The organism is Actinomadura sp. NPDC000929 (assembly GCF_040492065.1).
GTDB classification, from domain to species: Bacteria; Actinomycetota; Actinomycetes; order Streptosporangiales; family Streptosporangiaceae; genus Spirillospora; species Spirillospora verrucosospora.
In genome coordinates this window covers 1-21,264 of the sequence record NZ_JBEUPA010000148.1, presented here as the reverse complement: position 1 = coordinate 21,264, position 21,264 = coordinate 1, and the positions used below count along the sequence as shown (strand labels likewise).

The following is a 21,264-nucleotide window of genomic DNA, read 5'->3' as shown; positions in this document are numbered from 1 at the left end:
GATCGAGCGGCCGCCGCCCGGCGCGGGGCGGCTCGTGCGGCTGCGGGCCCGCCTCGCCCGCTCCCAGAACGCCTTCGGCAAGACCCTCCTGGTGCTGCTGTCGCGCGACACGCTCGACGAGGACGCCTGGGAGGAGATCGAGGACACCCTGATCGCCGCCGACATGGGCACGGCGGTGGCCCGGCAGGTCACCGACGACCTGCGGACGCGCGTCCAGGTCCTCGGAACGCGCAGCCCGGAGGAGGTCCGGGCGATGCTCAAGGACGAGCTGATCAAGCAGATCGGCCCGGACATCGACCGCTCGCTGCACACCGAGGCGCACGGCGACCGTCCCGCCGTCCTCATGGTCGTCGGCGTGAACGGCACCGGCAAGACCACCACGTGCGGCAAGCTCGGCCGCGTCCTCGTCGGCGACGGCAACACCGTGCTGCTCGGCGCCGCCGACACCTTCCGCGCCGCCGCCGCCGACCAGCTGGAGACGTGGGGCACGCGGGTGGGCGCGCAGGTCGTCCGCAAGGACGAGGGCGCCGACCCCGCCAGCGTGGCGTTCGACGCCGTCAAGCAGGGCATCGACACCAAGGTCGACGTGGTGATCGTCGACACGGCGGGCCGGCTGCACACCAAGACCGGGCTGATGGACGAGCTCGGCAAGGTCAAGCGGGTGGTGGAGAAGCAGGCCACGGTCGACGAGGTCCTGCTCGTCCTGGACGCGACGACCGGCCAGAACGGCATGCAGCAGGCCCGGGTCTTCGCCGAGGTGGTCAACATCACCGGTGTGGTGCTCACCAAGCTGGACGGCACCGCCAAGGGCGGCATCGTCGTCCAGGTGCAGCGCGAGCTCGGCGTCCCGGTGAAGCTGGTGGGCCTGGGCGAGGGGCCGGACGACCTCGCGCCCTTCGAGCCCGAGGCGTTCGTGGACGCGATCCTCGGCGACTGAACCGGCCCTCGAATCGGCCCGGATGCCGCGTAAATACGGCATGTGAGGACTTGGAAACAGCGGCGAAACACGCTGAAGTCGGGTTTCACATGGCGGAAACGTAGCGGCATACCGGGCGAAACGGCCGCGCCAGAGTCTCTGAGCAGTTCGAAGTTCCTGGCGAGGAGGGACGCGCTCAGAGATGAAGATCGATAGCGGTAGTACCGCCTGGATGCTGACGAGCACCGCGCTCGTCCTGCTGATGACACCGGGCCTGGCCTTCTTCTACGGAGGCATGAGCCGGGCCAAGAGCGTGCTCAACATGATGATGATGAGCTTCGTCAGCATCGCCGTGGTGGGCATGGCGTGGGTCGTCTACGGCTACTCCCTCACCTTCGGCGACGGCGGCGGGCTCAGCTCGTTCATCGGCGGTTTCGGAGACTGGGGGCTCGTCGGCCTGGAGAACGCGGCCACGGCCGACGACGGGACGGGCATCCCGCAGCTGGTCTTCGTGGCGTTCCAGGCGACGTTCGCCATCATCACCGTCGCGCTGATCAGCGGCGCGGTCGCGGACCGTGCCAAGTTCGGGGCCTGGGTGGTGTTCACCCTGGTCTGGGCGACGCTGGTGTACTTCCCGATCGCCCACTGGGTGTGGTGGTCCGACGGCCAGGACGGCGGCAAGTCCGGCTGGCTGTTCCACCTCGGCGCGCTCGACTTCGCGGGCGGGACCGTCGTCCACATCAACGCCGGCGTCGCCGCGCTCGCCCTGGTGCTGGTGCTCGGCAAGCGCAAGGGCTGGCCGAAGGAGCCGATGCGGCCGCACAACCTGCCGTTCGTCCTGCTCGGCGCCGGGCTGCTGTGGTTCGGCTGGTTCGGGTTCAACGCCGGGTCCGCGCTGTCGGCCGGCTCCACCGCGGCCGTCGCGTTCATCAACACGCTCGTCGCCACCTGCGCCGCCGCGTTCGCCTGGATCGTCGTGGAGAAGCTGCGCGACGGCGCGTCCACCACCCTCGGCATCGCCTCGGGCGTGGTGGCCGGACTGGTCGCGATCACCCCGGCCTGCGCGTTCGTCACCCCGCTCGGCGCGATCGTCCTCGGCCTGGTCGCCGGCGCGGTGTGCGCGTTCGCGGTCGGCCTGAAGTACAAGCTCGGCTACGACGACTCGCTCGACGTCGTCGGCGTCCACATGGTCGGCGGCATCGTCGGCGCCCTGCTGATCGGGTTCCTGGCGACCACCGCCGTCAACGACGCCGGCGCCGACGGGCTGTTCGCCGGCGGCGGGTTCGCGCTGCTCGGCAAGCAGGCCGTCGCCGTCCTGGCGACGCTCGCCTATTCCTTCGTCGTCACCTACGTGATCGCCAAGGTGATCGACCTGGTGATGGGCTTCCGGATCAGCGAGGACGACGAGGCCGCCGGCATCGACAGCACGGCGCACGCGGAGACCGCCTACGACTTCGGCACGATCCGTGCGGGCATCGGCTCCGGGGCGGGCATCGGTTCCGGGGCGACCGCGGCGGCGCCCGCCCCGGCGGCCCCGGCGAAGAAGGTGGAGGCGAAGGGATGAAGCTCATCACGGCGGTCATCAAGCCGTTCAAGCTGGACGAGGTGAAGAAGGCCCTGGAGGCCTTCGGGGTCAAGGGGATGACCGTCAGCGAGGCCAGCGGCTACGGGCGGCAGAAGGGCCACACCGAGGTCTACCGGGGCGCCGAGTACCAGGTCGACCTGGTGCCCAAGCTCCGCGTCGAGGTCCTGGTCGACGCCGAGGACGCCGACGACATCATCGACGTGATCGTCAAGGCGGCCCGCACGGACAAGATCGGTGACGGGAAGGTGTGGGCCGTGCCGGTCGACACCGTCGTCCGGGTCCGCACCGGCGAGACCGGACCGGAAGCGCTCTAGGGAGCACGGTGACCCTCGCCCACCCGCCGGCCGGAGACCGGGCCCCCGCGCCCGCTCCGGCCGGCGGCGCCGCTCCGGACCCGGCCCGCGCCGCCCTGGCCGCCGCCCGCGCCTCCCGCGCCGACGCCCTCGACAGCTGGCTGGCCTCCCTCCTGGCCTCCGCGCCGTCCGCGGAGGGGGTGGCGCTCGTCGCGGTCGGGAGCCACGCCCGCCGCGAACTGACGCCCGGCGGCGACCTCGACCTCGTCCTGCTGCACCGCGGCCTGGCCGGCGTCGCGGAGATCGCCGACCGCGTCTGGTACCCGATCTGGGACTCCGGGCAGCGGCTCGACCACTCCGTCCGCACTGCCGCCGAAGCCCAGACCGTGGCGCGAGGCGACATGAAGGCCGCCCTCGGCCTGCTGTCGGCGCGCCGCATCGCCGGAGACAGCGCCCTCGTCGACGAGCTGCGCGCCGCCGTCCTCACCGACTGGCGCGCGGACGCGCCCACCCGGCTGGCCGAGCTGTCGGCGATGTGCCGCGAGCGCTGGGAGACCCACGGCGAACTGGCGTTCCTGCTCGAACCCGACCTGAAAGAGGCCCACGGCGGGCTGCGGGACGTCCACGTCATGCACGCCGTCGCCGCGTCCTGGGTGGCCTCCGCCCCGGACGCCCGGGTCCGCGCCGCCCACGACCTCCTCCTCGACGTCCGGCACGCGCTCCACCAGGTCACCGGTCGCTCCACCGACCGCCTCGTCCTCCAGGAGCAGGAGGCCGTGGCCCGCACCCTCGGTCTGCCGGACGCCGACGTCCTGCAGCGCTCGATCGTCGAGGCCGCCCGCACCGTCACCTATGGGGCGTCCCACCTGTGGCGCCGCGTCGACAACTTCACCAGGGCCAAGCACCGGCAGCCTCCCGGTGTCCCGCAGACCGCCGGCCGGCGCGGTGTGGAGCGCAGGCCGGTCGGGGACGGCGCCGTCGAGCACGAGGGGGAGGTCGTCCTCGCGCGGAACGCCGATCTGAACGACCCGGCCCTCATCCTGCGCGTCGCCGCTGCCGCCGCCCAGACGGGCCTGCCCCTCGCCCCCGCCACGGTCGCCCGCCTCGCCGAGCACGCCGCCCTCCCGCCCGTTCCCTGGCCCGCCGAGGCCCGCGACGCGCTCGTCTCCCTGCTCGGCGCCGGTCCCCCCGCCATCGCCGTCTGGGAGGCCCTCGACCAGGCCGGGCTGATCGTCCGGCTGCTGCCCGACTGGGAGCGCGTCCGCAACCGCCCGCAACGCAACCCCGTCCACCGCTTCACCGTCGACCGCCACCTCGTCGAGACCGCCGCCGGCGCCGCCGCCCTGACCCGCGAGGTGGCCCGCCCCGACCTGCTCCTGATCGGCGCCCTCCTGCACGACATCGGCAAGGGCGGGCCGGGCGACCACTCCACCTCCGGCGCCGTCATCGCCCGCGACATCGCCGCCCGCCTCGGCCTCCCGGAGGACGACGTCCGCGTCCTCGAAACGCTCGTCCGCCACCACCTGCTGCTCCCCGAGACCGCGACCCGCCGCGACATCGACGACCCGGTGACCGTCCAGACCGTCACCGCCGCCGTGTCCGGGGCGCCCGGTCGCGAGCGCGAGGTCGTCGACCTCCTCGCCGCCCTCGCCGTCGCCGACGGCGGCGCCACCGGCCCCGCCGCCTGGGGCGCCTGGAAGGCCGGCCTCGTCGCCGAACTCGCCCGCCGCGCCGCCGCCGTGCTCTCCGGCGGCACGCCCCCGCCCGCTCCCGCGCTCACCGCCGACCACCTCGCCCTGGCCCGCCACGACGGCGCCGCCGTCCGCGTGACGGGCTCCCGGATCACCATCGCCGCCCCCGACCGTCCGGGACTGCTCTGGCGCGCCGCCGGCGTCCTCGCCCTGCACCGCCTGGCCGTCAAGACCGCCCGCGTGATCTCCTCCCCGGCGGCCTCCCCGGCCCAGACGGCGGTGCTGGACTTCACGGCCGTCCCCGAGTACGGGACCCCGCCGGACCCGGCCGGCCTGGAGGCGGACCTGCGCAGGATGCTCGCCGGGCGCCTCGACGTGGCCGAGCGCCTCGAACGGCGGGCGCGGTCGGTCCGGATCCGGCCCGGCGTCACGGTGCCGCCCCCGCGCGTCATGATCGTGGACGACGCGTCGCGGACCGCCACCGTCGTCGAGGTCCGGGCGCACGACCGCCCCGGACTGCTGTGGCGCGTCGGGCAGGCGCTCGGATCCTGCGGCCTGCAGGTCCGCGCGGCCCAGGTCGACACCCTCGGCGCCGAGGCCGTGGACGTCTTCTACGTGGTCGACGACCAGAGCCGCCCGCTCGACGATCCCGACGCTCTGGCGGCCGTCCGGGCCCGGGTTCTGAGAACCCTCCACTGAAGGGGTTTCCGGAGGGGGCAGGGCTCGCCCGGTGACCCGATACGCTGATAGGCGATCCCAGAAGCTTTCCAAGGACGGTCCAGACACGTGTTCGAGACGCTCTCCGACCGGTTGACGACGGTCTTCTCGTCGCTGCGCAGCAAGGGCCGGCTCTCCGAGGCCGACATCAACGCGACGGCCCGCGAGATCCGGATCGCGCTCCTCGAGGCCGACGTCGCGCTCCCCGTGGTCAAGGACTTCATCGCGCAGATCAAGGAGCGGGCGCAGGGCTCGGAGGTCTCGCAGGCGCTGAACCCGGCGCAGCAGGTCGTCAAGATCGTCAACGAGGAGCTCATCACCATCCTCGGTGGCGAGACCCGGCGGATCCGGCTGGCCAAGACCCCGCCGACCGTGATCATGCTCGCGGGCCTGCAGGGCGCCGGCAAGACCACCCTCGCCGGCAAGCTGGCCCGCTGGCTGAAGCAGGAGGGCCACACGCCGATGCTGGTGGCGGCCGACCTCCAGCGTCCCAACGCCGTCCAGCAGCTCCAGGTCGTCGGCGAGCGGGCCGGGGTCCCGGTGTTCGCGCCCGAGCCCGGCAGCGGCGTCGGCGACCCGGTCGACGTGGCGCGCCGCTCGATCGACCAGGCCCGGCACGCCCAGCACGACGTCGTCGTCATCGACACCGCCGGCCGCCTCGGCATCGACGCCGAGATGATGCAGCAGGCCATCGACATCCGCGACGCCGTCCAGCCCGACGACATCCTGTTCGTCGTCGACGCCATGGTCGGCCAGGACGCGGTCAACACCGCCCAGGCCTTCATGGACGGCGTCGGCTTCGACGGCGTCGTCCTCACCAAGCTCGACGGCGACGCGCGCGGCGGCGCGGCCCTGTCCGTCCGGCACATCACCGGACGCCCCATCATGTTCGCCTCCACGGGCGAGAAGCTCGAGGACTTCAGCGTCTTCCACCCGGACCGCATGGCGGGCCGGATCCTCGACATGGGCGACATCCTCACCCTGATCGAGCAGGCCGAGCAGGCGTTCGACGCCGAGCAGGCCGAGAAGATGTCCAGCAAGTTCGCCTCGGGCGAGGACTTCACGCTCGAGGACTTCCTCGAGCAGATGATGATGATCCGCAAGCTCGGCCCGATCGGGAACCTGCTCGGGATGATGCCGGGCATGGGCCAGGTCCGCGACCAGATCAGCCAGATCGACGACCGGGACCTGGACCGCATCGCCGCGATCATCCGCTCGATGACCCCGCAGGAGCGCGCCCAGCCGAAGATCATCAACGGCTCGCGGCGGGCCCGCATCGCCAAGGGCTCCGGCGTCGGCGTCGGCGAGGTCAGCAGTCTGGTCACCCGGTTCTTCGACGCGCAGAAGATGATGCGCCAGATGGCCGGCGGCATGGGCCTGCCCGGCATGCCCGGCGGCCGCCGCAAGGCGGCCAAGGCGGCGAAGGCGGCCAAGAACAAGAAGGGCAAGCAGCGCAGCGGCGACCCCCGCAAGCGCGCCGCGGGCAAGCCCTCCCAGGAGCAGGCCCCCGCGGCCGAGGGCATGCCGAAGGGCCTCCCGCCCGGCCTCGGCGGCGGCCAGCTCCCGCCCGGCCTGGGCGGCGGCCAGCTCCCGCCCGGCTTCCAGATGCCCGACCTGAACAAGCTCCAGAGCCGCAAAAAGAAGTAGCCCGTCCCCGAAGGCCCCGCCGCAGACCCCAACCCCCGCGGCGGGGCCATCAAGCCTCCGCCGCCACGCCAAGCCAAAGAGGCTGACGCCCAAGCCGCACGCCCGGCCCACGCCACCCAGACCCGCCCACACCCCACGGACCAGCTCCCGGCTGATTTGCCGCACAAGAACCGTGACGCGTGGATATTTGCAGCGTGGTCGCCCACAAGATGAAACAAAGATCTACCAACGAACGCACCCCGGAACTCCCGGAACCTAGCCAGGGACGCTCCTCCCAATGCCCGTCTCTCCCACACCGACCTTCCTGGAGCCCGGCCTGGGGTGTTCGTCCCGCTGCGCGCCTCTCGCGCAGCGGCCGTTCCTGAGCGCCTGACCAGAGACATTCTTCTGGGGGGCTTGGCCTGGGACGCTCCTTCCGGGAGCCTGGCCCGGGGTACTTGTCGGGAGCGTGGCTCCCGCTCAGCGGCCCTCCTTGGGACCCTGACCAGGGGGCTTGTCCTGGTGCGCGACTTTCGCGCGGCGGCCTTTGTGGGGGGTCTGGTCAGGGGTGCTCTTCTGGGGGCTCGGCCTGGGGGTGCTTGTCGGGTACGCGGCTCTCGCGCGGCGGTCTTTCTGACGCCTGGCCAGCGGCGCTCTTCTGAGGGTCTGGCCTGGGGGTGGCTTGTCTTGGTGCGCGGCTCTCGCGCCAGGGCCTTTTCTGAGGTCCTGACCGGAGACGTTCTTTTGGGGGCCTGGCCTGGGCCGCTCCTTCTGGGGCCTGGCCTGGCCCGGGGCACTTGTCGGGAGCGTGGCTCTCGCTCAGTGGCCCTCCTTGGGGGTCTGACCAGGGGCGCTTTCCTGGTGCGCGGGCTCGCAACTGCGGCTTACCTGCTTGGCGGCGGTGGACGCGTTGATGTGCGGCGTCCGGAGTCGGTCACCTGGCGGGGCGCGCGGGGGCGTTGAGGAGGGGTGTGGCTTGCGGGTGGTCTGGGCCTCGAGGCGAAGGGGCGACACCCGGGCGGCGCGATTGCGCTTTCGCGGCGAACGTCTGGCAGAATGACAGGCTGGAAACCCGGAATCGCGAGGCGCCCTCTCTCGTCCTGCGCGGCCGGAGTCCATCGGGCGGCCGTGAGCCGGTGTTCCCCACCTGGCGCGGGCCCGCCCATCCAGTGATGAAGTTGGAGTACACCACACCCGTGGCAGTCAAGATCAAGCTCAAGCGTCTGGGGAAGATCCGGAACCCGCAGTACCGGATCGTCGTCGCCGACGCCCGCACCAAGCGGGACGGGCGGGCCATCGAGGAGATCGGGCTCTACCAGCCCAAGCAGGAGCCCTCGCTCATCAAGATCGACTCTGAGCGTGCGCAGTACTGGCTGGGTGTCGGCGCGCAGCCGACCGAGCCCGTGCTCAACCTGCTGAAGATCACCGGCGACTGGCAGAAGTTCAAGGGCGAGCCGGGCGCCGAGGGCACCCTCAAGGTCGCCGAGCCGAAGGCCGACAAGAAGGCCGCGTTCGAGGCCGCCGTCAAGGAGTCCCTGGGCGACGACGAGGCCGCCGGCACCGCGACCCGCGGCAAGAAGAAGGCCGAGCCGAAGAAGACCGAGGCGAAGGCCACCGAGACCGACGAAGCCAAGAGCGAGGGCTGACGTGCTCGAAGAAGCGCTCGAGCACCTGGTCCGCGGGATCGTCGAGAACCCGGACGACGTCCGGGTTCGCGCCCGCAGGATCAGGGGCGGCCGGGTCCTGGAGGTGCGCGTGCACCCCGAGGACCTCGGGAAGGTCATCGGCCGAAGCGGTCGCACCGCCAAGGCCCTTCGCACGGTGATCAGCGCCCTCTCCGGAGGCCGTTACGTGCGTGTCGACCTGCTCGACGTCAACGAGGTCCGCTGAGTGGTGTCCCGATGAGCGAACCGCTCGTGGTGGGACGGATCGGACGGCCGCACGGGATTCGCGGTGAGGTCGCCGTCGACGTCCGCACGGACGAGCCGGAGTCCCGGTTCGCCCCGGGCACGGCGATCGCCACCGACCCCGTCACCGTCGGTCCGCTCACCATCGAGCGGAAACGCTGGCATTCGGGACGCCTGCTCGTGCGCTTCGCCGGGGTCGGCGACCGCGACGCCGCGGAGGAACTGCGCGGCACGTGGCTCGTCGTCGACCCCGGTGACATCACCACGTCCGCCGACCCGGACGACTTCCACGACCAGGAACTACTCGGACTCGCCGTGGTCACCACGGACGGGACCGAGGTCGGCCAGGTCGCGGACGTCCTGCACCACGGCCAGGATCTCCTGGTCGTACGCGGGGCCGGGGGCGAGAAGCTGGTCCCGTTCGTGGCCGCGCTCGTCCCCGAGGTGGACGTTCCCGGGGGGCGGCTCGTCATCGATCCGCCCCCCGGACTGCTCGACGAATCATGAGACTCGACATAGTCACGATCTTCCCCGAGTACTTCGCCCCCCTGGACATCTCCCTCCTGGGCAAGGCCCGGCGCGCCGGTCTGCTGGACGTCCGCGTCCACGACCTGCGCGAATGGACTCACGACCGGCACCGCACCGTCGACGACACCCCCTACGGCGGCGGTCCCGGCATGGTCATGAAGCCCGACCCCTGGGGCGAGGCCCTCGACGCCCTGGTGCCCCGCGTTTCGGGCGCCCTGCCCGGGACGACCGCGCCCAGGCTGGCCGGCGGTGGCCCTTCCACTCCACCCATGTTGGGCGAGACGCCCCCGGGTGGGCCAGGAAACGCCTCCAGCGCGACATCTTCCAGCGGTGCGACCGACGCCGGTTCGCACGGCGGGGGAGACCCGTCCACAAGAGGCCGACTCGCTCCAGGCCAGCCGGGAGCGTCCGAACCGGCTTCCCCGGACGCATTGGAGCCGCAGCCCGGCGCGTACAGGGCTGAAACCGCTCGCGCTTCCGCGACGGACCCGTCAGCGAAGCCGGAGGCGGGCTCACTCAGCGCGTCCAGAACGGGTTCGCCAGGCATCGCCGGAACGGGCGCGCCTCCCGCGCCCGGTCTGGAATCGGCCGGTGGGCCGGAAGCCGAGACGTCCGCCGCCGCCGGGGCGGTGCCGCGGCTGATCATTCCGACGCCGAGCGGGCGGCCGTTCACGCAGGCGGACGCGGTGCGGTACGCGGCGGAACCGTGGCTGATCTTCGCCTGCGGCCGCTATGAGGGCATCGACTCCCGGGTCTCCGAGGAGGCACGCACTCGCATGCCGGTGGACGAGGTCAGCCTCGGCGACTTCGTCCTCGCCGGCGGGGAGGTCGCCGTCCTCGTCATGGTGGAGGCGATCGGCCGCCTTCTGCCCGGTGTCCTCGGCAACGCCGACTCCGTCGCCGACGACTCCTTCGCCCCAGGAGCGATGGAGTCGCTCCTCGAAGGGCCCGTCTACACCAAGCCCCCCGTCTGGCGGGAGCGGCCTGTTCCGGACATTCTTCTCTCGGGGCATCATGGTGCGATCGCCCGCTGGCGGCGCGACGAGGCGCTGCGCCGGACGGCCCGCCACCGCCCCGAACTGCTCTCCCGCCTCGCGCCGGAGGCTCTCGACAAGCACGACCGCGCCGTGCTGCGCGAGGCCGGTTTTCCGGTTGACGGCGAAGATATGGCAGACTAAGGCGTCCGTGCGTCCATACCGCACGGCACCCCAAGACCACTTTCCGCGGCGCGACGCCCCCACGAAAGACCCACCGGGGCCTCTCGACGCCCGCGTTCGACCACGAGGAACCGCTGCGATGCACACCCTGATCCAGGAGATCGAGAAGGCCGCGATGCGCGCCGACGTCCCGGACTTCCGTCCGGGCGACACGCTGAAGGTGCACGTGCGCGTCACGGAGGGCAACCGGAGCCGAATCCAGGTCTTCCAGGGCGTGGTGATCCGGCGGCAGGGCGGCGGCGCCCGCGAGACCTTCACCGTCCGGAAGGTCAGCTACAGCGTCGGCGTCGAGCGGACGTTCCCGCTGAACAGCCCCTCGATCGACAAGATCGAGGTCGTCACCCGCGGCGACGTGCGCCGCGCCAAGCTCTACTACCTGCGCAACCTGCGCGGCAAGGCCGCGCGCATCAAGGAGAAGCGCGAGCACTGAGCCGATGGACCACGATGCCCCGGGAACCGGCGACGGTGCCCGGGGCGTTGCCCGTTCTGGACGGAGATGATCGGCTTGGCCGTCGGCGACACGCCCACGCGCGGCGTCCCATGGGCATCGCGCCGCTAGGCTTTCGCTCTGATGACTGACGAGGACGATCGGAGAGACGTGCGATCCGAAGCCGAGGGCGCGGTGCCCGAAGAGAAGGAGCCCGTGGACTCGGCCGATGAAACGGCCGACGACTCCGAAGAAGACGGCAAGCGAAAGAAGAAGCAGGGCTCCTTCTGGAAAGAGCTTCCCGTCCTCATCGTGGTCGCCGTCGTGCTGGCCCTCGTCATCAAGGCGTTCGCGGTCCAGGCGTTCTACATCCCGTCCGGCTCCATGGAGAACACCCTCCAGGTCGGCGACCGCGTCCTGGTCAACAAGATCGTCTACCACACCCGGGACATCGCCCGCGGTGACGTCATCGTCTTCAACGGCCTCGACTCCTGGGACCCCGAGGTCCAGGTCAACGAGCCCAGCAATCCCGTCTCCAAGGCCCTGCGCGCCGTCGGCACCGCCTTCGGCGTCGCGCCCAACGAGAAGGACTACATCAAGCGCGTCATCGGCATCCCCGGCGACCACGTCAAGTGCTGCGACGCGCAAGGCCGCGTCACCGTCAACGGGGTCCCCCTGGACGAGAAGTCCTACATCTTCACCGACCCGATCACCCATGAGCAGAACAAGCCCTCCAACGACCCCTTCGACGTCACTGTGAAGCCGGGTCAGCTCTGGGTGATGGGCGACCACCGCGAACTGTCCTACGACTCGCGCTCCCACCGCGGTGACCCGGGCGGCGGCACCATCCCGATCGACCGCGTCATCGGCCGCGCCTTCGTCATCGTCTGGCCTCTGGACCGCCTGGGCACCCTGCCGATCCCGGCCACCTTCAAGCAACCCGCCCTGGAAAAGGCCGGCGCAGCCGCTCTCCCTGCTGCCCCCTACGCCCTGGGCATCCTCTGCTCCCTGCCTCTCGCCTACCTCAGACGCCGCCACCACTACAAAACCTGACAAAACCCCGGCATCAATCACCCCCTGACCGCTCAAGCCGGTCGGGGCCGCTGATGGCGATGCTGCGGTGGCTGGGCCAACACCCCTTCAGGCTGCCGGGCCCTTTGCCGCCCATGTCCCTCAGCCTGACCGGGTGGGGATGGTGCGCCATTGGGGCGGAGAGAACGCGGGGGCTGCTCTCTGACTTGGGTGGTTTCCGGTGTGGTGCGGCATACGGCAGTAAGCGTGGCGTTCGGGGAGCGGCCGGGGCTCGGTGGGACGTACGCTGCGGAGCATGAACGGTCGTCCACTCCGCTTCACGCCGCGCCGGGACGCAGGACTGTTCGCGTACGAGCGGGCTCTCGCCCACGCGGGCTTCAGCCCTGTCGCCGGCGTCGACGAGGCGGGTCGGGGGGCCTGCGCGGGGCCGATGGTCGTCGGCGCGGTGATCCTCCAGGGCGGACGAGGGAAGATCGACGGCCTCACGGATTCCAAGCTGCTCACACCGGCGCGCCGGGAGCGGCTGTACGCGGAGATCACCGAGCGTGCGTACGCGTGGAGCGCGATCGTCATCCCGTGCCATGACATCGACCGGTTGGGCCTGCACCGGTGCAACATCACCGGGATGCGGCGGGCGCTGGCCGCCCTCGACAAGCGGCCCGCCTACGTGATCAGCGACGGATTCGCGGTGCCGGGGCTGGACGTGCCCGGCCTCCCCATGATCAAAGGCGACCAGGTCGCGGCCTGCGTCGCGGCGGCCTCCATCATCGCGAAGGTCACCAGGGACCGGATCATGGTGGAGCTCCATGAGCGTTATCCCGAGTACGGCTTCGACGTTCACAAGGGCTACGTGACCCGTGCGCACGGCAGGGCGCTGGAAGTGCACGGTCCGTGTCCTGAGCATCGTTTCTCCTACGTCAATGTCGGGCGTGCCTTGCGCAACAATGGAGAGGTGGTCCTGGAGGAGGAGACCGAGGGGGAGCTCCCCGATGAGGACCGCACGGAAGGGGCACGAGCGTGAGCGCGGAGGATCTCGAGAAGTACGAGACCGAGATGGAGTTGCAGCTCTATCGCGAGTACCGCGACGTCCTCGGGCTGTTCAGCTACGTCGTCGAGACCGAGCGGCGGTTCTACCTCACGAACTCGGTCGACCTCCAGGTGCGCAGCGTCGACAACGGCGAGGTCTTCTTCGAGGTCACCATGCAGGACGCGTGGGTCTGGGACATGTACCGCCCGGCCCGCTTCGTCAAGAACGTTCGAGTCGTGACGTTCAAGGACGTCAACGTCGAGGAGTTGGCGAAGAGCGAGTTCGAACTCCCCGCCGAGCAGTAGCCACCCACAAGCACGACCGCTTCCGCTGAGTTGGTGATCGCTGGAGCAAGAGGACGCCCTCATCCACCCAGGTCGACGCCTCACCGTGCGATCGCCGACCCCTCTCGGAAACATCGCCGCGAGTGGGAACGGCCGACCCCCGGCGGGTCTTGACCCACGAAAAGCCGTCGCCTGGCCGCCCTGGCATAACAAGCCGCGCAAGCACCCCTTCCGCCAAGCGAAGCCGCCCCAGACACAGTCGCCGTCCGCCACCGCCGCCACCGCCGAGGCCGCCGCCACCGCCGCCACCGCCGAGGCCGCCGCCACCGCCGCCACCGCCGAGGCCGCCGCCACCGCCGCCACCGCCGAGGCCGCCGCCACCGCCGCCACCGCCGAGGCCGCCGAGGTCGTCGACATCACCGAGGTCGCCGAGGCTGTCGATACTGCCGAGGCTGCCGACACTGCCGACACTGCCGACACTGCCGACACTGCCGAGGCTGTCGATGCTGGCGAGGCCGCCGATACCGCCGCCACCGGCGAGGCCGCCGAGGTCGCCGGCATCGCCGAAGTCGCCGACACCGTCGAGGTCGTCGCATCACCGAGGTCGTCGACATCACCGAGACCGTCGATACCGCCGAGGCCGTCGGCAGCGCCGACACTGCCGAGGCTGGCGAGGCCGTCGATACCGCCGCCACCGGCGAGGCCGCCGAGGTCGCCGACACCGTCGAGGTCGTCGCATCACCGAGGTCGTCGCATCACCGAGGTCGTCGCATCACCGAGGTCGTCGACATCACCGAGGTCGCCGATACCACCGAGACCGTCGATACCGCCGAGGCCGTCGACAGCGCCGACACTGCCGAGGCTGTCGATGCTGGCGAGCCGTCGTCACCGCCGCCGCCGGCGAGGCCGCCAGGGTCGTCGACAGCGCTGACACCTCAGGCACCCCGGGCACTGCGGCGGCCGGTTGGTGAGGAGCCGGAGTTGCAGTCCGCCTGTTGCCCGACTCGGCGTCGCCGGTGACCGTCGGGAGCACGCTGGCGGGGGACCGCACCACCACGCCCTTGTCGCCGTGCAGGCGCTTTGTGCCTTTCGCTGAGGCGCGGCGCGGGACGCGCTTCAGGGGATTTGGTCTTCGCTGAAGGGTGGAGGCAACGCGGCCGGAGGTCAGAGTCATCGGGGCTCCAGTGGATGGTCGTTTCCGATGCGGGGGAGGTCGGGAGGGTCGACCGCCTGTGTAGGTGGGGGGCTGTTCGACCTGCCGGACTTCGTCAGGCGCCAGCCGGCGGACGTGCGCTCGATGAATCCGCCTGCGGCGAGCAGGCCGAGCTTGGCGTTGACGGTGTTCAGGTCAACACCCGCCTTGACGGCGAGTTGGGCGGGTCCGGCCGCGCCGCGGGCTGGAAACGCCTCCAGAACGGAGCGGGTGACCCGTTCCAGACGGTCGCGAGGCAGGACGGGGGTGGCCGGCGGCGGGGCCAGGTCGGTGCCGATGCGGCCGACGGCCTCCACGATCTCCTCGGGGCGGGTCACGAGGGTGGCGCCCTCCTCACGCAGAAGACGGTGGCAGCCGATCGAGGAGCGAGAGGTGATCGGGCCCGGCACCGCCATGACCACACGGCCGAGCTTGGCCGCCCAGCCGGCCGTGTTGAGGGCACCGCTGCGCGCCTCCGCCTCGACGACGACCGTGCCCCTGGAGAGGGCCGCGATCACCCGGTTGCGGACGAGGAAGCGGAGGCGGTGCGGGTGGGTGCCCGGCGGCGACTCGCTCACGAGAAGAGAGCGCCGCGCCATCTCGGCGAAGAGCCCCTCGTTGGACGCCGGGTAGGGGACGTCCACGCCGTTCGCCAGGACCGCGACGGTCGGGCCGTCGGCGGCCAGGGAGCCGCGGTGGGCCGCCGCGTCGATGCCGAGGGCGCCGCCGGAGATCACCGACCAGCCCTGGTCGGCGAGTTCGGAGGCGAAGTCGGCGGCGGCGCGCAGCCCGTAGGGGGACGCGGCGCGGGAACCGACGATGGCGACCGAACGCAGGCAGCTGTACCGCAGGTCGCCGGGGCCGTGCAGCCACAGGGCGTACGGGCGGCCGGCGCCGAGATCGTCGAGGGTCGTCGGCCATTCGGGGTCTCCCGGGCAGATGAGGCGGCCGCGGAACCGTGCGCAGACGGCCATGTCCTGATCGGGCTCCGCTGCGATGAGCCGGATCCGCCAGTTGTCCAGACGCCGGACCTCCTGAGGGGTGGCTGACATGCCCTGGGGGAGCCGGGTGGTCCGGATGGCCTCCAGCGCGCCCTCGGGGCCGCAGTGGTCGATCATCCGGTTGAGGAAGTCGTCGCCGGGTTCCGCGACCGCGGTCAGGGTGGCGCGGGCGGTTCGCTCGTCGCTCATTGGCGCCCCGCGGACCAGAGGGTGAGCGCGCCGCCGACGTCGTCCGGCCCGGGCTCGTCGTGGCCTGCCAGGTCGGCGATGGTCCAGGCCACCCGGAGGATCCGGTCGAGGCCGCGTGCGCTGAGCGTGCCGCGTTGGAGGGCTTCGTCGGCGCCGTGCATCGCCTCCTGAGGTGGCGTGAAGCGGCGGCGCAGTTCCGGGCCGGGGACCTCGGAGTTGGACCGCCATGGGGTGCCGGCCAGGCGTCTCATCGTCCGTTCGCGGGCCAGCATGACCCGTTCGGCCACCACCTTGCTCGACTCGGCGAACTCCAGGTCGTAGCGGAGTTCGGCGCGGCTGGCCGGGGTGAGCTCCAGTTTGAGGTCGATGCGGTCGAGCAGCGGGCCGGACACGCGGCTGGCGTACTTGCGGCGGAGCCCTGGGGCGCAGGAGCAGTCGATCTGTTTCGCCGCGGCGCACGGGCACGGATTCGCCGCGAGGACGAGGGTGAACCGGGCGGGGAAGTGTGCGATGCCCTCGATGCGGCTGATTCGCACCTCGCCTTCTTCGAGCGGTTGCCGCAGGGCGTCGAGTGTCCCGGCGATGAACTCCGGCGCCTCGTCCAGAAAGAGGATTCCTCGGTGGGCCAGGGAGACCGCGCCCGGTTGGAGCACGCGGCCCGAGCCTCCGCCGACCATCGAGGCTCGGGAGGCCGTGTGGTGCGGTGCGTAGAACGGGGGTTGCGTGATCAAGGGCTGGCCTGGCCGGAGGGTCCCGGCGACGGAGTGGATCGCGGTGACCTCCAGGGCGACCTCCGGTTCGAGGGGCGGCATCAGCGTCGGGAGCCGCTCCGCGAGCATCGTCTTCCCGCAGCCCGGCGGGCCGGCGAAGAACAGGTGGTGCCCTCCCGCGGCGCTGATCTCCAGGGCGCGGCGGGCCTCGGCCTGACCCCGGACATCGGCCAGATCCAGATCGGGCGGGATGTCCTGTTGCCGAAGGCCGAAGCCTTTGGGAGGTGAGGGGGAGTCCTCCTCTTCCTCCTCGAAAGGCGGTGGCTCGTCGCGCAGTAAGCACAGCAGCCCGCGGAGCGTGCTCGCGGGCACCACCTTCGTGTCAGGGACGAGTTCGGCCTCCTCGGCGTTGGCGCGCGGCACGACGACCGTGCGGTACCCGCCGTTCACGGCGGCCAGCACCGCGGGCAGAACGCCTTGGGCGGGGCGTACGCGCCCGTCCAGGCCCAGCTCGCCGATCAGCACCATCTCCGCGCAGCTGCGCGGAGGGACCACCTCGGCCGCCCCGAGTAGCGCTATCGCGATGGCCAGATCGAAGGTCGCTCCTTTCTTCGGCATGCTCGCCGGGAACAGCGAGACGGTGACGTGGCGGTTGGGCCAGTCCTCGCCGGAGTTGAAGATCGCCGCCCTGACGCGGTCGCGGGCCTCGCTGAGGGCCGTGTCCGGGAGGCCGACGAGGTGCAGGCCCGGGACACCGCTGGTGATGGCCGCCTCGACGTCCACGACGAACCCGTCCACGCCGACGAGGGAGACCGAGCGCGTTCTGGCCAGCGTCATCTAGCACACCTCCTTCAGATGATCGATCGCGAAGTCGTCGCCGTCGCCGATCAGGCCGAGCGCGTCCACCCGCATGGGGGCGCCGCTGACGCCGTGCGCTGCGGCCCACCGCCAGGCCAGCCGCCGTAACCGGGCGGCCTTGTCGACGGTGATCGCGTCGAAGGGATCACCGAAGCGGGCCGACCGGCGGGTCTTCACCTCGCACACGACGTGCCGCCGCCCGTCATGGGCGATGATGTCCAGTTCCCCTTCGGGGCACCGCCAGTTGCGGTCGAGGATCGTCCAGCCGAGTCCGGTCAGGTACCGGACGGCGGCGTCCTCGCCGCGGCGGCCGAGGTTGATGTGGGCAGTCATGGGCCTCACCTCCGGACTTCGACAGTGCCGGAGTCTTGCGGAACGTAGTCAGAGAATGACGTTCTGTGGATAACGCGGGGGAGCTTCCGGGTGATTCGCTCGAAACCGGGGTTCGGTGCTTGCTTCGGACGGGGCCTTGCCGCAGCGTGACGCCTGTGACCAACGCGCTGGAGGACGCCGTCGCCGAGTTCGGCCGTCACCTGCGCTCCGAGCGGGACGTCTCGCCCCATACCCTGCGGGCTTATCTCGGGGATCTCGCGGACTTCTGCGCTTACGCCGCCCTTGCCGGCCTGACGGAGCCGACCGAACTTGATGTCTCGGTGCTGCGGGCATGGCTCGCCCGTCAGCATGCGCTTGGCCGATCCCGGGCGACCCTGGCCCGACGGACGGCGGCAGTACGCGCGTTCACCCGCCATCTGCACCGCCGGCGGCTTCTTGAAAACGACCCCGGTTTGCTGCTGGGCACGCCTAAACGACGGCGTGATCTGCCTACCGTCCTCACCCAGGACGATGCGGCGCATCTTCTGGACACAGTGGATGCCGAAGGGCCCATGGGGCTTCGTGACCTGGCCGTCCTAGAGGTTCTCTATGGCACGGGAGTCCGTGTGAGCGAACTGTGCGGGCTCGATGTCGACGACCTGGACACCGGGCGCAGGACCGTTCGAGTGCTGGGTAAAGGCGGACGTGAGCGCACGGTTCCTCTAGGAGAGCCCGCCGTCCGCGCCGTTCAGGATTGGCTACGCGCCGGACGACCGGAGCTCGTGACCCAGAACAGCGGCCCCGCCCTCTTCCTTGGGGCACGCGGAGGCCGCTTGCATCCCACGAGCGCCCGGCGAATCGTCCACACGCGGATCTCCGAGGTAGGGCAGATTCCCGACCTCGCTCCGCACGGCCTACGGCACTCGGCCGCCACCCACCTTCTCGAAGGCGGCGCCGATCTGCGCAGCGTGCAAGAGATCCTCGGTCACGCGTCCTTGCAGACGACCCAGATCTACACGCACGTATCAGCCGAACGCCTGAAGCAAGTCCACCGCCAAGCCCACCCCCGCGGCTCCCGCTCCGACTAGCAACAAGAGCAGGCGGCGCACTGCGTCCTACGAGCTGCCCGAGCCCGGACCGGCTCCCACCGGAGCAGGACCATTTACCTGCGGGCCGCCTAGCGCGCCGCCGCCCGGAACGGGCCGACGATAGCGCCACCGGCCAGTTCCGGGCGAGCCCGGGAGCTGGACGGGGCGAGCAGGCCCCTGCCCGGCGGCGCTCGCCGCCTGGCTGCGCCGGCGTGCCCATGCAGCGCACGCCGCCTCGCTCTGCGCGGCCCTTCCACCAACGCGGCACGGCTTGCGTCACCCTTTGGAGAGTCGGCGGCCGGGGAAGCGCTGGTGCAGTACCTCCGGAAAAGCGTGTGCTGCGCCGATCCTGTGACTCTTCGCCCGTCTTACGTAGGGGAGCCTGACCATCCGGAACGCGTGGAGCCGGAAGGCGGGGGGACTGGTGGGGCATCTCCGACGGAGCGTGGAGCGCGTTATTGCTGTGAGTTGTCGATCGTCCTGGGCTGGGCAGCTGGGCGCCCGGCTCGGGGGAGCCGGGCGGCGGGACGGGATCGGTCAGGGAGCGCGGCGTAGGTGGCGTTCCTGGGAAAGGTTGATGACGCCCGGCGGCTGACGGCGGCGCCGGTGCAGTCGGAAGCGGAGGCGGGTCCGACGCCAGACGAAGGCCAGGGCGAGGGACAGAAGCATGCCCGAAAGTGCTCCGCCCGTGGCTGTGGCAGCGTCGCGCAGGGCCATTCTGGGCTGCGGAGACGGCGAAGCAAGGGGAGGGGGCGCCGCCGTCGGTGTGGGCGGTCGCCAGAGAGGCAGGAGACGTACCTGGCGCTGGACGAGGTTGAGCGGATTCAGGTACAGGGCACCACGGCGCAGACCCCAGTGCAGGCACGTCACGGGGCAGTGGAGCATCCCCCGCTCCAGGACGCCGATCCGCGTGCCGGACGTGACGCGGCGACCGGTGCGGACGCTGGGCCGGACGGGCAGGTACGTGGTCCGCAGGACGCCGTGGTCGATCGTCACGACGCCTCGGCCCGCCAGATCGTCGGCGTACGCGACGCGACCGGGCCCGGCGGCGTAGACGGCCTGCCCCGGACGCGCCGCGAGATCGACGCCGCGGTGGCCCGCGCCCCATGGGACTGCTGGGGGCGAGAAGGCGCGCACCACCCGTGGGGCCGGCGGGCCTAAAGGCCACCGCCAGGCGTCCAGGCCGGGCGACCCGATGGCGATCATGCACGTGAGGAGCAGCGAGAACACGGTCATGGACCGAACCCTGCCCGGCGACGCCACCGCTCGTCGACGGGGTTCGCCAACTGTGGATAACCGCGGGAATCGATGAGGCCCGGCCACCTTCGCGCCCTGATAATCTGTAGGTGTGTCCGAGAGGGCACCGGTCAGGGCCAGGCCGTCGTCGTTCCGCTCCAGGGCGGGCGGCGAGAAGCCGCTCCCAGAGCGGAACGGACCCAGACTCGGCAACGGGTCACAGCCGCCTGGAGGTATCCCGGCGGCTGATTTCACGCGTCCGCATGCCACCGCGAACTGGTGGGGCGCAGTCCCTCGGTCCGTCGCCTCGGCGACGGTGGGGCAGCACCCGGGCGCAGGCAGACAACCAAATGTGGCCCGACAGGGTCAGAGAAGGAGAACACGGGCAATGGCACCCGTCGTCACCATGCGGCAGCTCCTCGAGAGCGGCGTCCACTTCGGCCACCAGACCCGCCGGTGGAACCCGAAGATGAAGCGCTTCATCCTCACCGAGCGCAACGGCATCTACATCATCGACCTGCAGCAGTCGCTGTCCTACATCGACCGCGCGTTCGAGTTCGTCAAGGCCACGGTCGCCCACGGCGGGACGATCCTGTTCGTCGGCACCAAGAAGCAGGCCCAGGAGTCCATCGCCGAGCAGGCGACCCGGGTCGGCATGCCCTACGTCAACCAGCGCTGGCTGGGCGGCATGCTCACGAACTTCTCCACCGTCCACAAGCGGCTCACCCGGCTCAAGGAGCTGGAGGAGATCAACTACGACGACGTGGCCGGTTCCGGCATGACCAAGAAGGAGCTCCTCGGCCTGCGCCGCGAGAAGGACAAGCTGGAGCGCACCCTCGGCGGTATCCGCGACATGGCGAAGGTTCCCAGCGCCATCTGGATCGTGGACACCAAGAAGGAGCACATCGCGGTCAACGAGGCCAAGAAGCTCGGCATCCCGGTCGTGGCCATCCTCGACACCAACTGCGACCCCGACGAGGTCGACTACCCGGTCCCGGGCAACGACGACGCCATCCGCAGCGTCAGCCTGCTGACCCGCGTCGTGGCCGACTCCGTCGCGGACGGCCTCATCGCCCGTGCGGGCGCCGCGCCCGGTGGCGACGAGAAGCCCGCGGAGGGTGCGGCGGCCGCCGGCAGCGAGCCCCTGGCCGAGTGGGAGCGCAACCTGCTGAAGCCCGGCGAGGCCGACGGCGCCGCGGAGGCCCCGGCCGAGACCGAGGCTCCCGCCGAGGCCGCCGCCGAAGCTCCGTCCGAGGCCCCCGCCGAGGCGCCGTCCGAGGCTCCGGCCGAAGCTCCGGCGGAGGCCGCCGCGGACACCGAGGCCGCTCCGGCCCCGGCCAGGGCGCCGTGCTCGTCCGTCACCGCCACGTAGTCGCGGTCCGACTCCAGCATGGCCAGGGCCGCTTCGGCGACGGCGGCCGACGGGCG

General features: G+C 71.3%; 19 protein-coding genes and 2 pseudogenes. 17 read left to right on the top strand and 4 right to left on the bottom strand.

The window, feature by feature from the left end:
• The 15 genes and pseudogenes from ftsY to ABWI04_RS34780 form a co-directional block, all read left to right on the top strand.
• A partial coding sequence (gene ftsY / locus ABWI04_RS34850; protein WP_353835073.1) for a signal recognition particle-docking protein FtsY occupies nucleotides 1-937 on the top strand: 937 nt, incomplete at its 5' end.
• Between the two features lie 181 nt (nucleotides 938-1,118).
• Nucleotides 1,119-2,480 carry an ammonium transporter gene (locus ABWI04_RS34845; RefSeq protein ID WP_353835072.1) on the top strand — a complete coding sequence of 454 codons (1,362 nt, stop codon included), beginning with the start codon at nucleotides 1,119-1,121 and terminating at the stop codon, nucleotides 2,478-2,480.
• Entirely contained in the window at nucleotides 2,477-2,815 is a 339-nt protein-coding gene (locus ABWI04_RS34840; RefSeq protein WP_141577570.1) for a P-II family nitrogen regulator, read from the top strand. Before ABWI04_RS34845 ends, ABWI04_RS34840 begins: the two co-directional genes overlap by 4 nt.
• Nucleotides 2,816-2,823: 8 nt before the next feature.
• Entirely contained in the window at nucleotides 2,824-5,184 is a 2,361-nt protein-coding gene (locus ABWI04_RS34835; RefSeq protein WP_353835071.1) for a [protein-PII] uridylyltransferase, read from the top strand.
• A gap of 87 nt (nucleotides 5,185-5,271) precedes the next feature.
• Nucleotides 5,272-6,849 (top strand): signal recognition particle protein, encoded by a 1,578-nt coding sequence (ffh, locus tag ABWI04_RS34830; RefSeq protein WP_345174992.1) that lies wholly within the window; start codon nucleotides 5,272-5,274, stop codon nucleotides 6,847-6,849.
• A gap of 1,175 nt (nucleotides 6,850-8,024) precedes the next feature.
• Nucleotides 8,025-8,474: a 30S ribosomal protein S16 gene (gene rpsP, locus ABWI04_RS34825; protein WP_345174994.1), complete on the top strand. Its 450-nt coding sequence runs from the start codon at nucleotides 8,025-8,027 to the stop codon at nucleotides 8,472-8,474.
• A 1-nt stretch (nucleotide 8,475) separates the two neighbouring features.
• The gene (locus ABWI04_RS34820; protein WP_021598307.1) at nucleotides 8,476-8,718 is read left to right on the top strand and encodes an RNA-binding protein; all 243 of its coding nucleotides are present in this window, start codon (nucleotides 8,476-8,478) and stop codon (nucleotides 8,716-8,718) included.
• Between the two features lie 11 nt (nucleotides 8,719-8,729).
• Complete coding sequence (gene rimM / locus ABWI04_RS34815; protein WP_345174995.1) at nucleotides 8,730-9,242, top strand: ribosome maturation factor RimM; 513 nt, start codon at nucleotides 8,730-8,732, stop codon at nucleotides 9,240-9,242.
• Nucleotides 9,239-9,511, top strand: a pseudogene (locus ABWI04_RS34810) (tRNA (guanosine(37)-N1)-methyltransferase TrmD); the annotation flags it as partial. The gene rimM and the pseudogene ABWI04_RS34810, both read left to right, overlap by 4 nt.
• Nucleotides 9,512-9,796: 285 nt before the next feature.
• Nucleotides 9,797-10,441: pseudogene (trmD, locus tag ABWI04_RS34805) on the top strand (tRNA (guanine(37)-N(1))-methyltransferase); the annotation flags it as partial.
• 118 nt (nucleotides 10,442-10,559) lie between these two features.
• Nucleotides 10,560-10,910 (top strand): 50S ribosomal protein L19, encoded by a 351-nt coding sequence (rplS, locus tag ABWI04_RS34800; RefSeq protein ID WP_149257798.1) that lies wholly within the window; start codon nucleotides 10,560-10,562, stop codon nucleotides 10,908-10,910.
• Between the two features lie 168 nt (nucleotides 10,911-11,078).
• Nucleotides 11,079-11,960: a signal peptidase I gene (gene lepB, locus ABWI04_RS34795; RefSeq protein WP_353835070.1), complete on the top strand. Its 882-nt coding sequence runs from the start codon at nucleotides 11,079-11,081 to the stop codon at nucleotides 11,958-11,960.
• A gap of 274 nt (nucleotides 11,961-12,234) precedes the next feature.
• The gene (locus tag ABWI04_RS34790; RefSeq protein ID WP_345175000.1) at nucleotides 12,235-12,960 is read left to right on the top strand and encodes a ribonuclease HII; all 726 of its coding nucleotides are present in this window, start codon (nucleotides 12,235-12,237) and stop codon (nucleotides 12,958-12,960) included.
• Nucleotides 12,957-13,271 (top strand): DUF2469 domain-containing protein, encoded by a 315-nt coding sequence (locus tag ABWI04_RS34785; RefSeq protein ID WP_185023091.1) that lies wholly within the window; start codon nucleotides 12,957-12,959, stop codon nucleotides 13,269-13,271. Before ABWI04_RS34790 ends, ABWI04_RS34785 begins: the two co-directional genes overlap by 4 nt.
• A gap of 85 nt (nucleotides 13,272-13,356) precedes the next feature.
• On the top strand, nucleotides 13,357-14,181 hold the full coding sequence (locus tag ABWI04_RS34780; protein WP_353835069.1) for a hypothetical protein: 825 nt from the start codon (nucleotides 13,357-13,359) through the stop codon (nucleotides 14,179-14,181).
• 239 nt (nucleotides 14,182-14,420) lie between these two features.
• Here the strand turns inward: ABWI04_RS34780 and dprA are convergent, their stop codons facing one another.
• The 3 genes from dprA to ABWI04_RS34765 are packed head-to-tail and all read right to left on the bottom strand — an operon-like array spanning nucleotide 14,421 to nucleotide 17,533.
• Complete coding sequence (gene dprA, locus ABWI04_RS34775) at nucleotides 14,421-15,632, bottom strand: DNA-processing protein DprA (protein ID WP_353835068.1); 1,212 nt, start codon at nucleotides 15,630-15,632, stop codon at nucleotides 14,421-14,423.
• Nucleotides 15,629-17,179 carry a YifB family Mg chelatase-like AAA ATPase gene (locus ABWI04_RS34770; RefSeq protein ID WP_353835067.1) on the bottom strand — a complete coding sequence of 517 codons (1,551 nt, stop codon included), beginning with the start codon at nucleotides 17,177-17,179 and terminating at the stop codon, nucleotides 15,629-15,631. Before ABWI04_RS34770 ends, dprA begins: the two co-directional genes overlap by 4 nt.
• On the bottom strand, nucleotides 17,180-17,533 hold the full coding sequence (locus ABWI04_RS34765; RefSeq protein WP_345175011.1) for a YraN family protein: 354 nt from the start codon (nucleotides 17,531-17,533) through the stop codon (nucleotides 17,180-17,182).
• Nucleotides 17,534-17,688: 155 nt separating this feature from the next.
• On the opposite strand from ABWI04_RS34765, the gene ABWI04_RS34760 reads away from it, so the two are divergent.
• Nucleotides 17,689-18,600, top strand: a complete 912-nt coding sequence (locus ABWI04_RS34760; RefSeq protein WP_345175013.1) for a tyrosine recombinase XerC — start codon at nucleotides 17,689-17,691, stop codon at nucleotides 18,598-18,600.
• 537 nt (nucleotides 18,601-19,137) lie between these two features.
• Here the strand turns inward: ABWI04_RS34760 and ABWI04_RS34755 are convergent.
• Nucleotides 19,138-19,836 (bottom strand): murein hydrolase activator EnvC family protein, encoded by a 699-nt coding sequence (locus tag ABWI04_RS34755; RefSeq protein ID WP_353835066.1) that lies wholly within the window; start codon nucleotides 19,834-19,836, stop codon nucleotides 19,138-19,140.
• A gap of 388 nt (nucleotides 19,837-20,224) precedes the next feature.
• Here ABWI04_RS34755 and rpsB point away from each other — a divergent pair, with 388 nt between their 5' ends.
• Nucleotides 20,225-21,208, top strand: coding sequence for a 30S ribosomal protein S2 (gene rpsB, locus ABWI04_RS34750; protein ID WP_353835065.1), 984 nt, complete (start codon nucleotides 20,225-20,227; stop codon nucleotides 21,206-21,208).
• The last annotated feature ends 56 nt before the right edge of the window (nucleotides 21,209-21,264 follow it).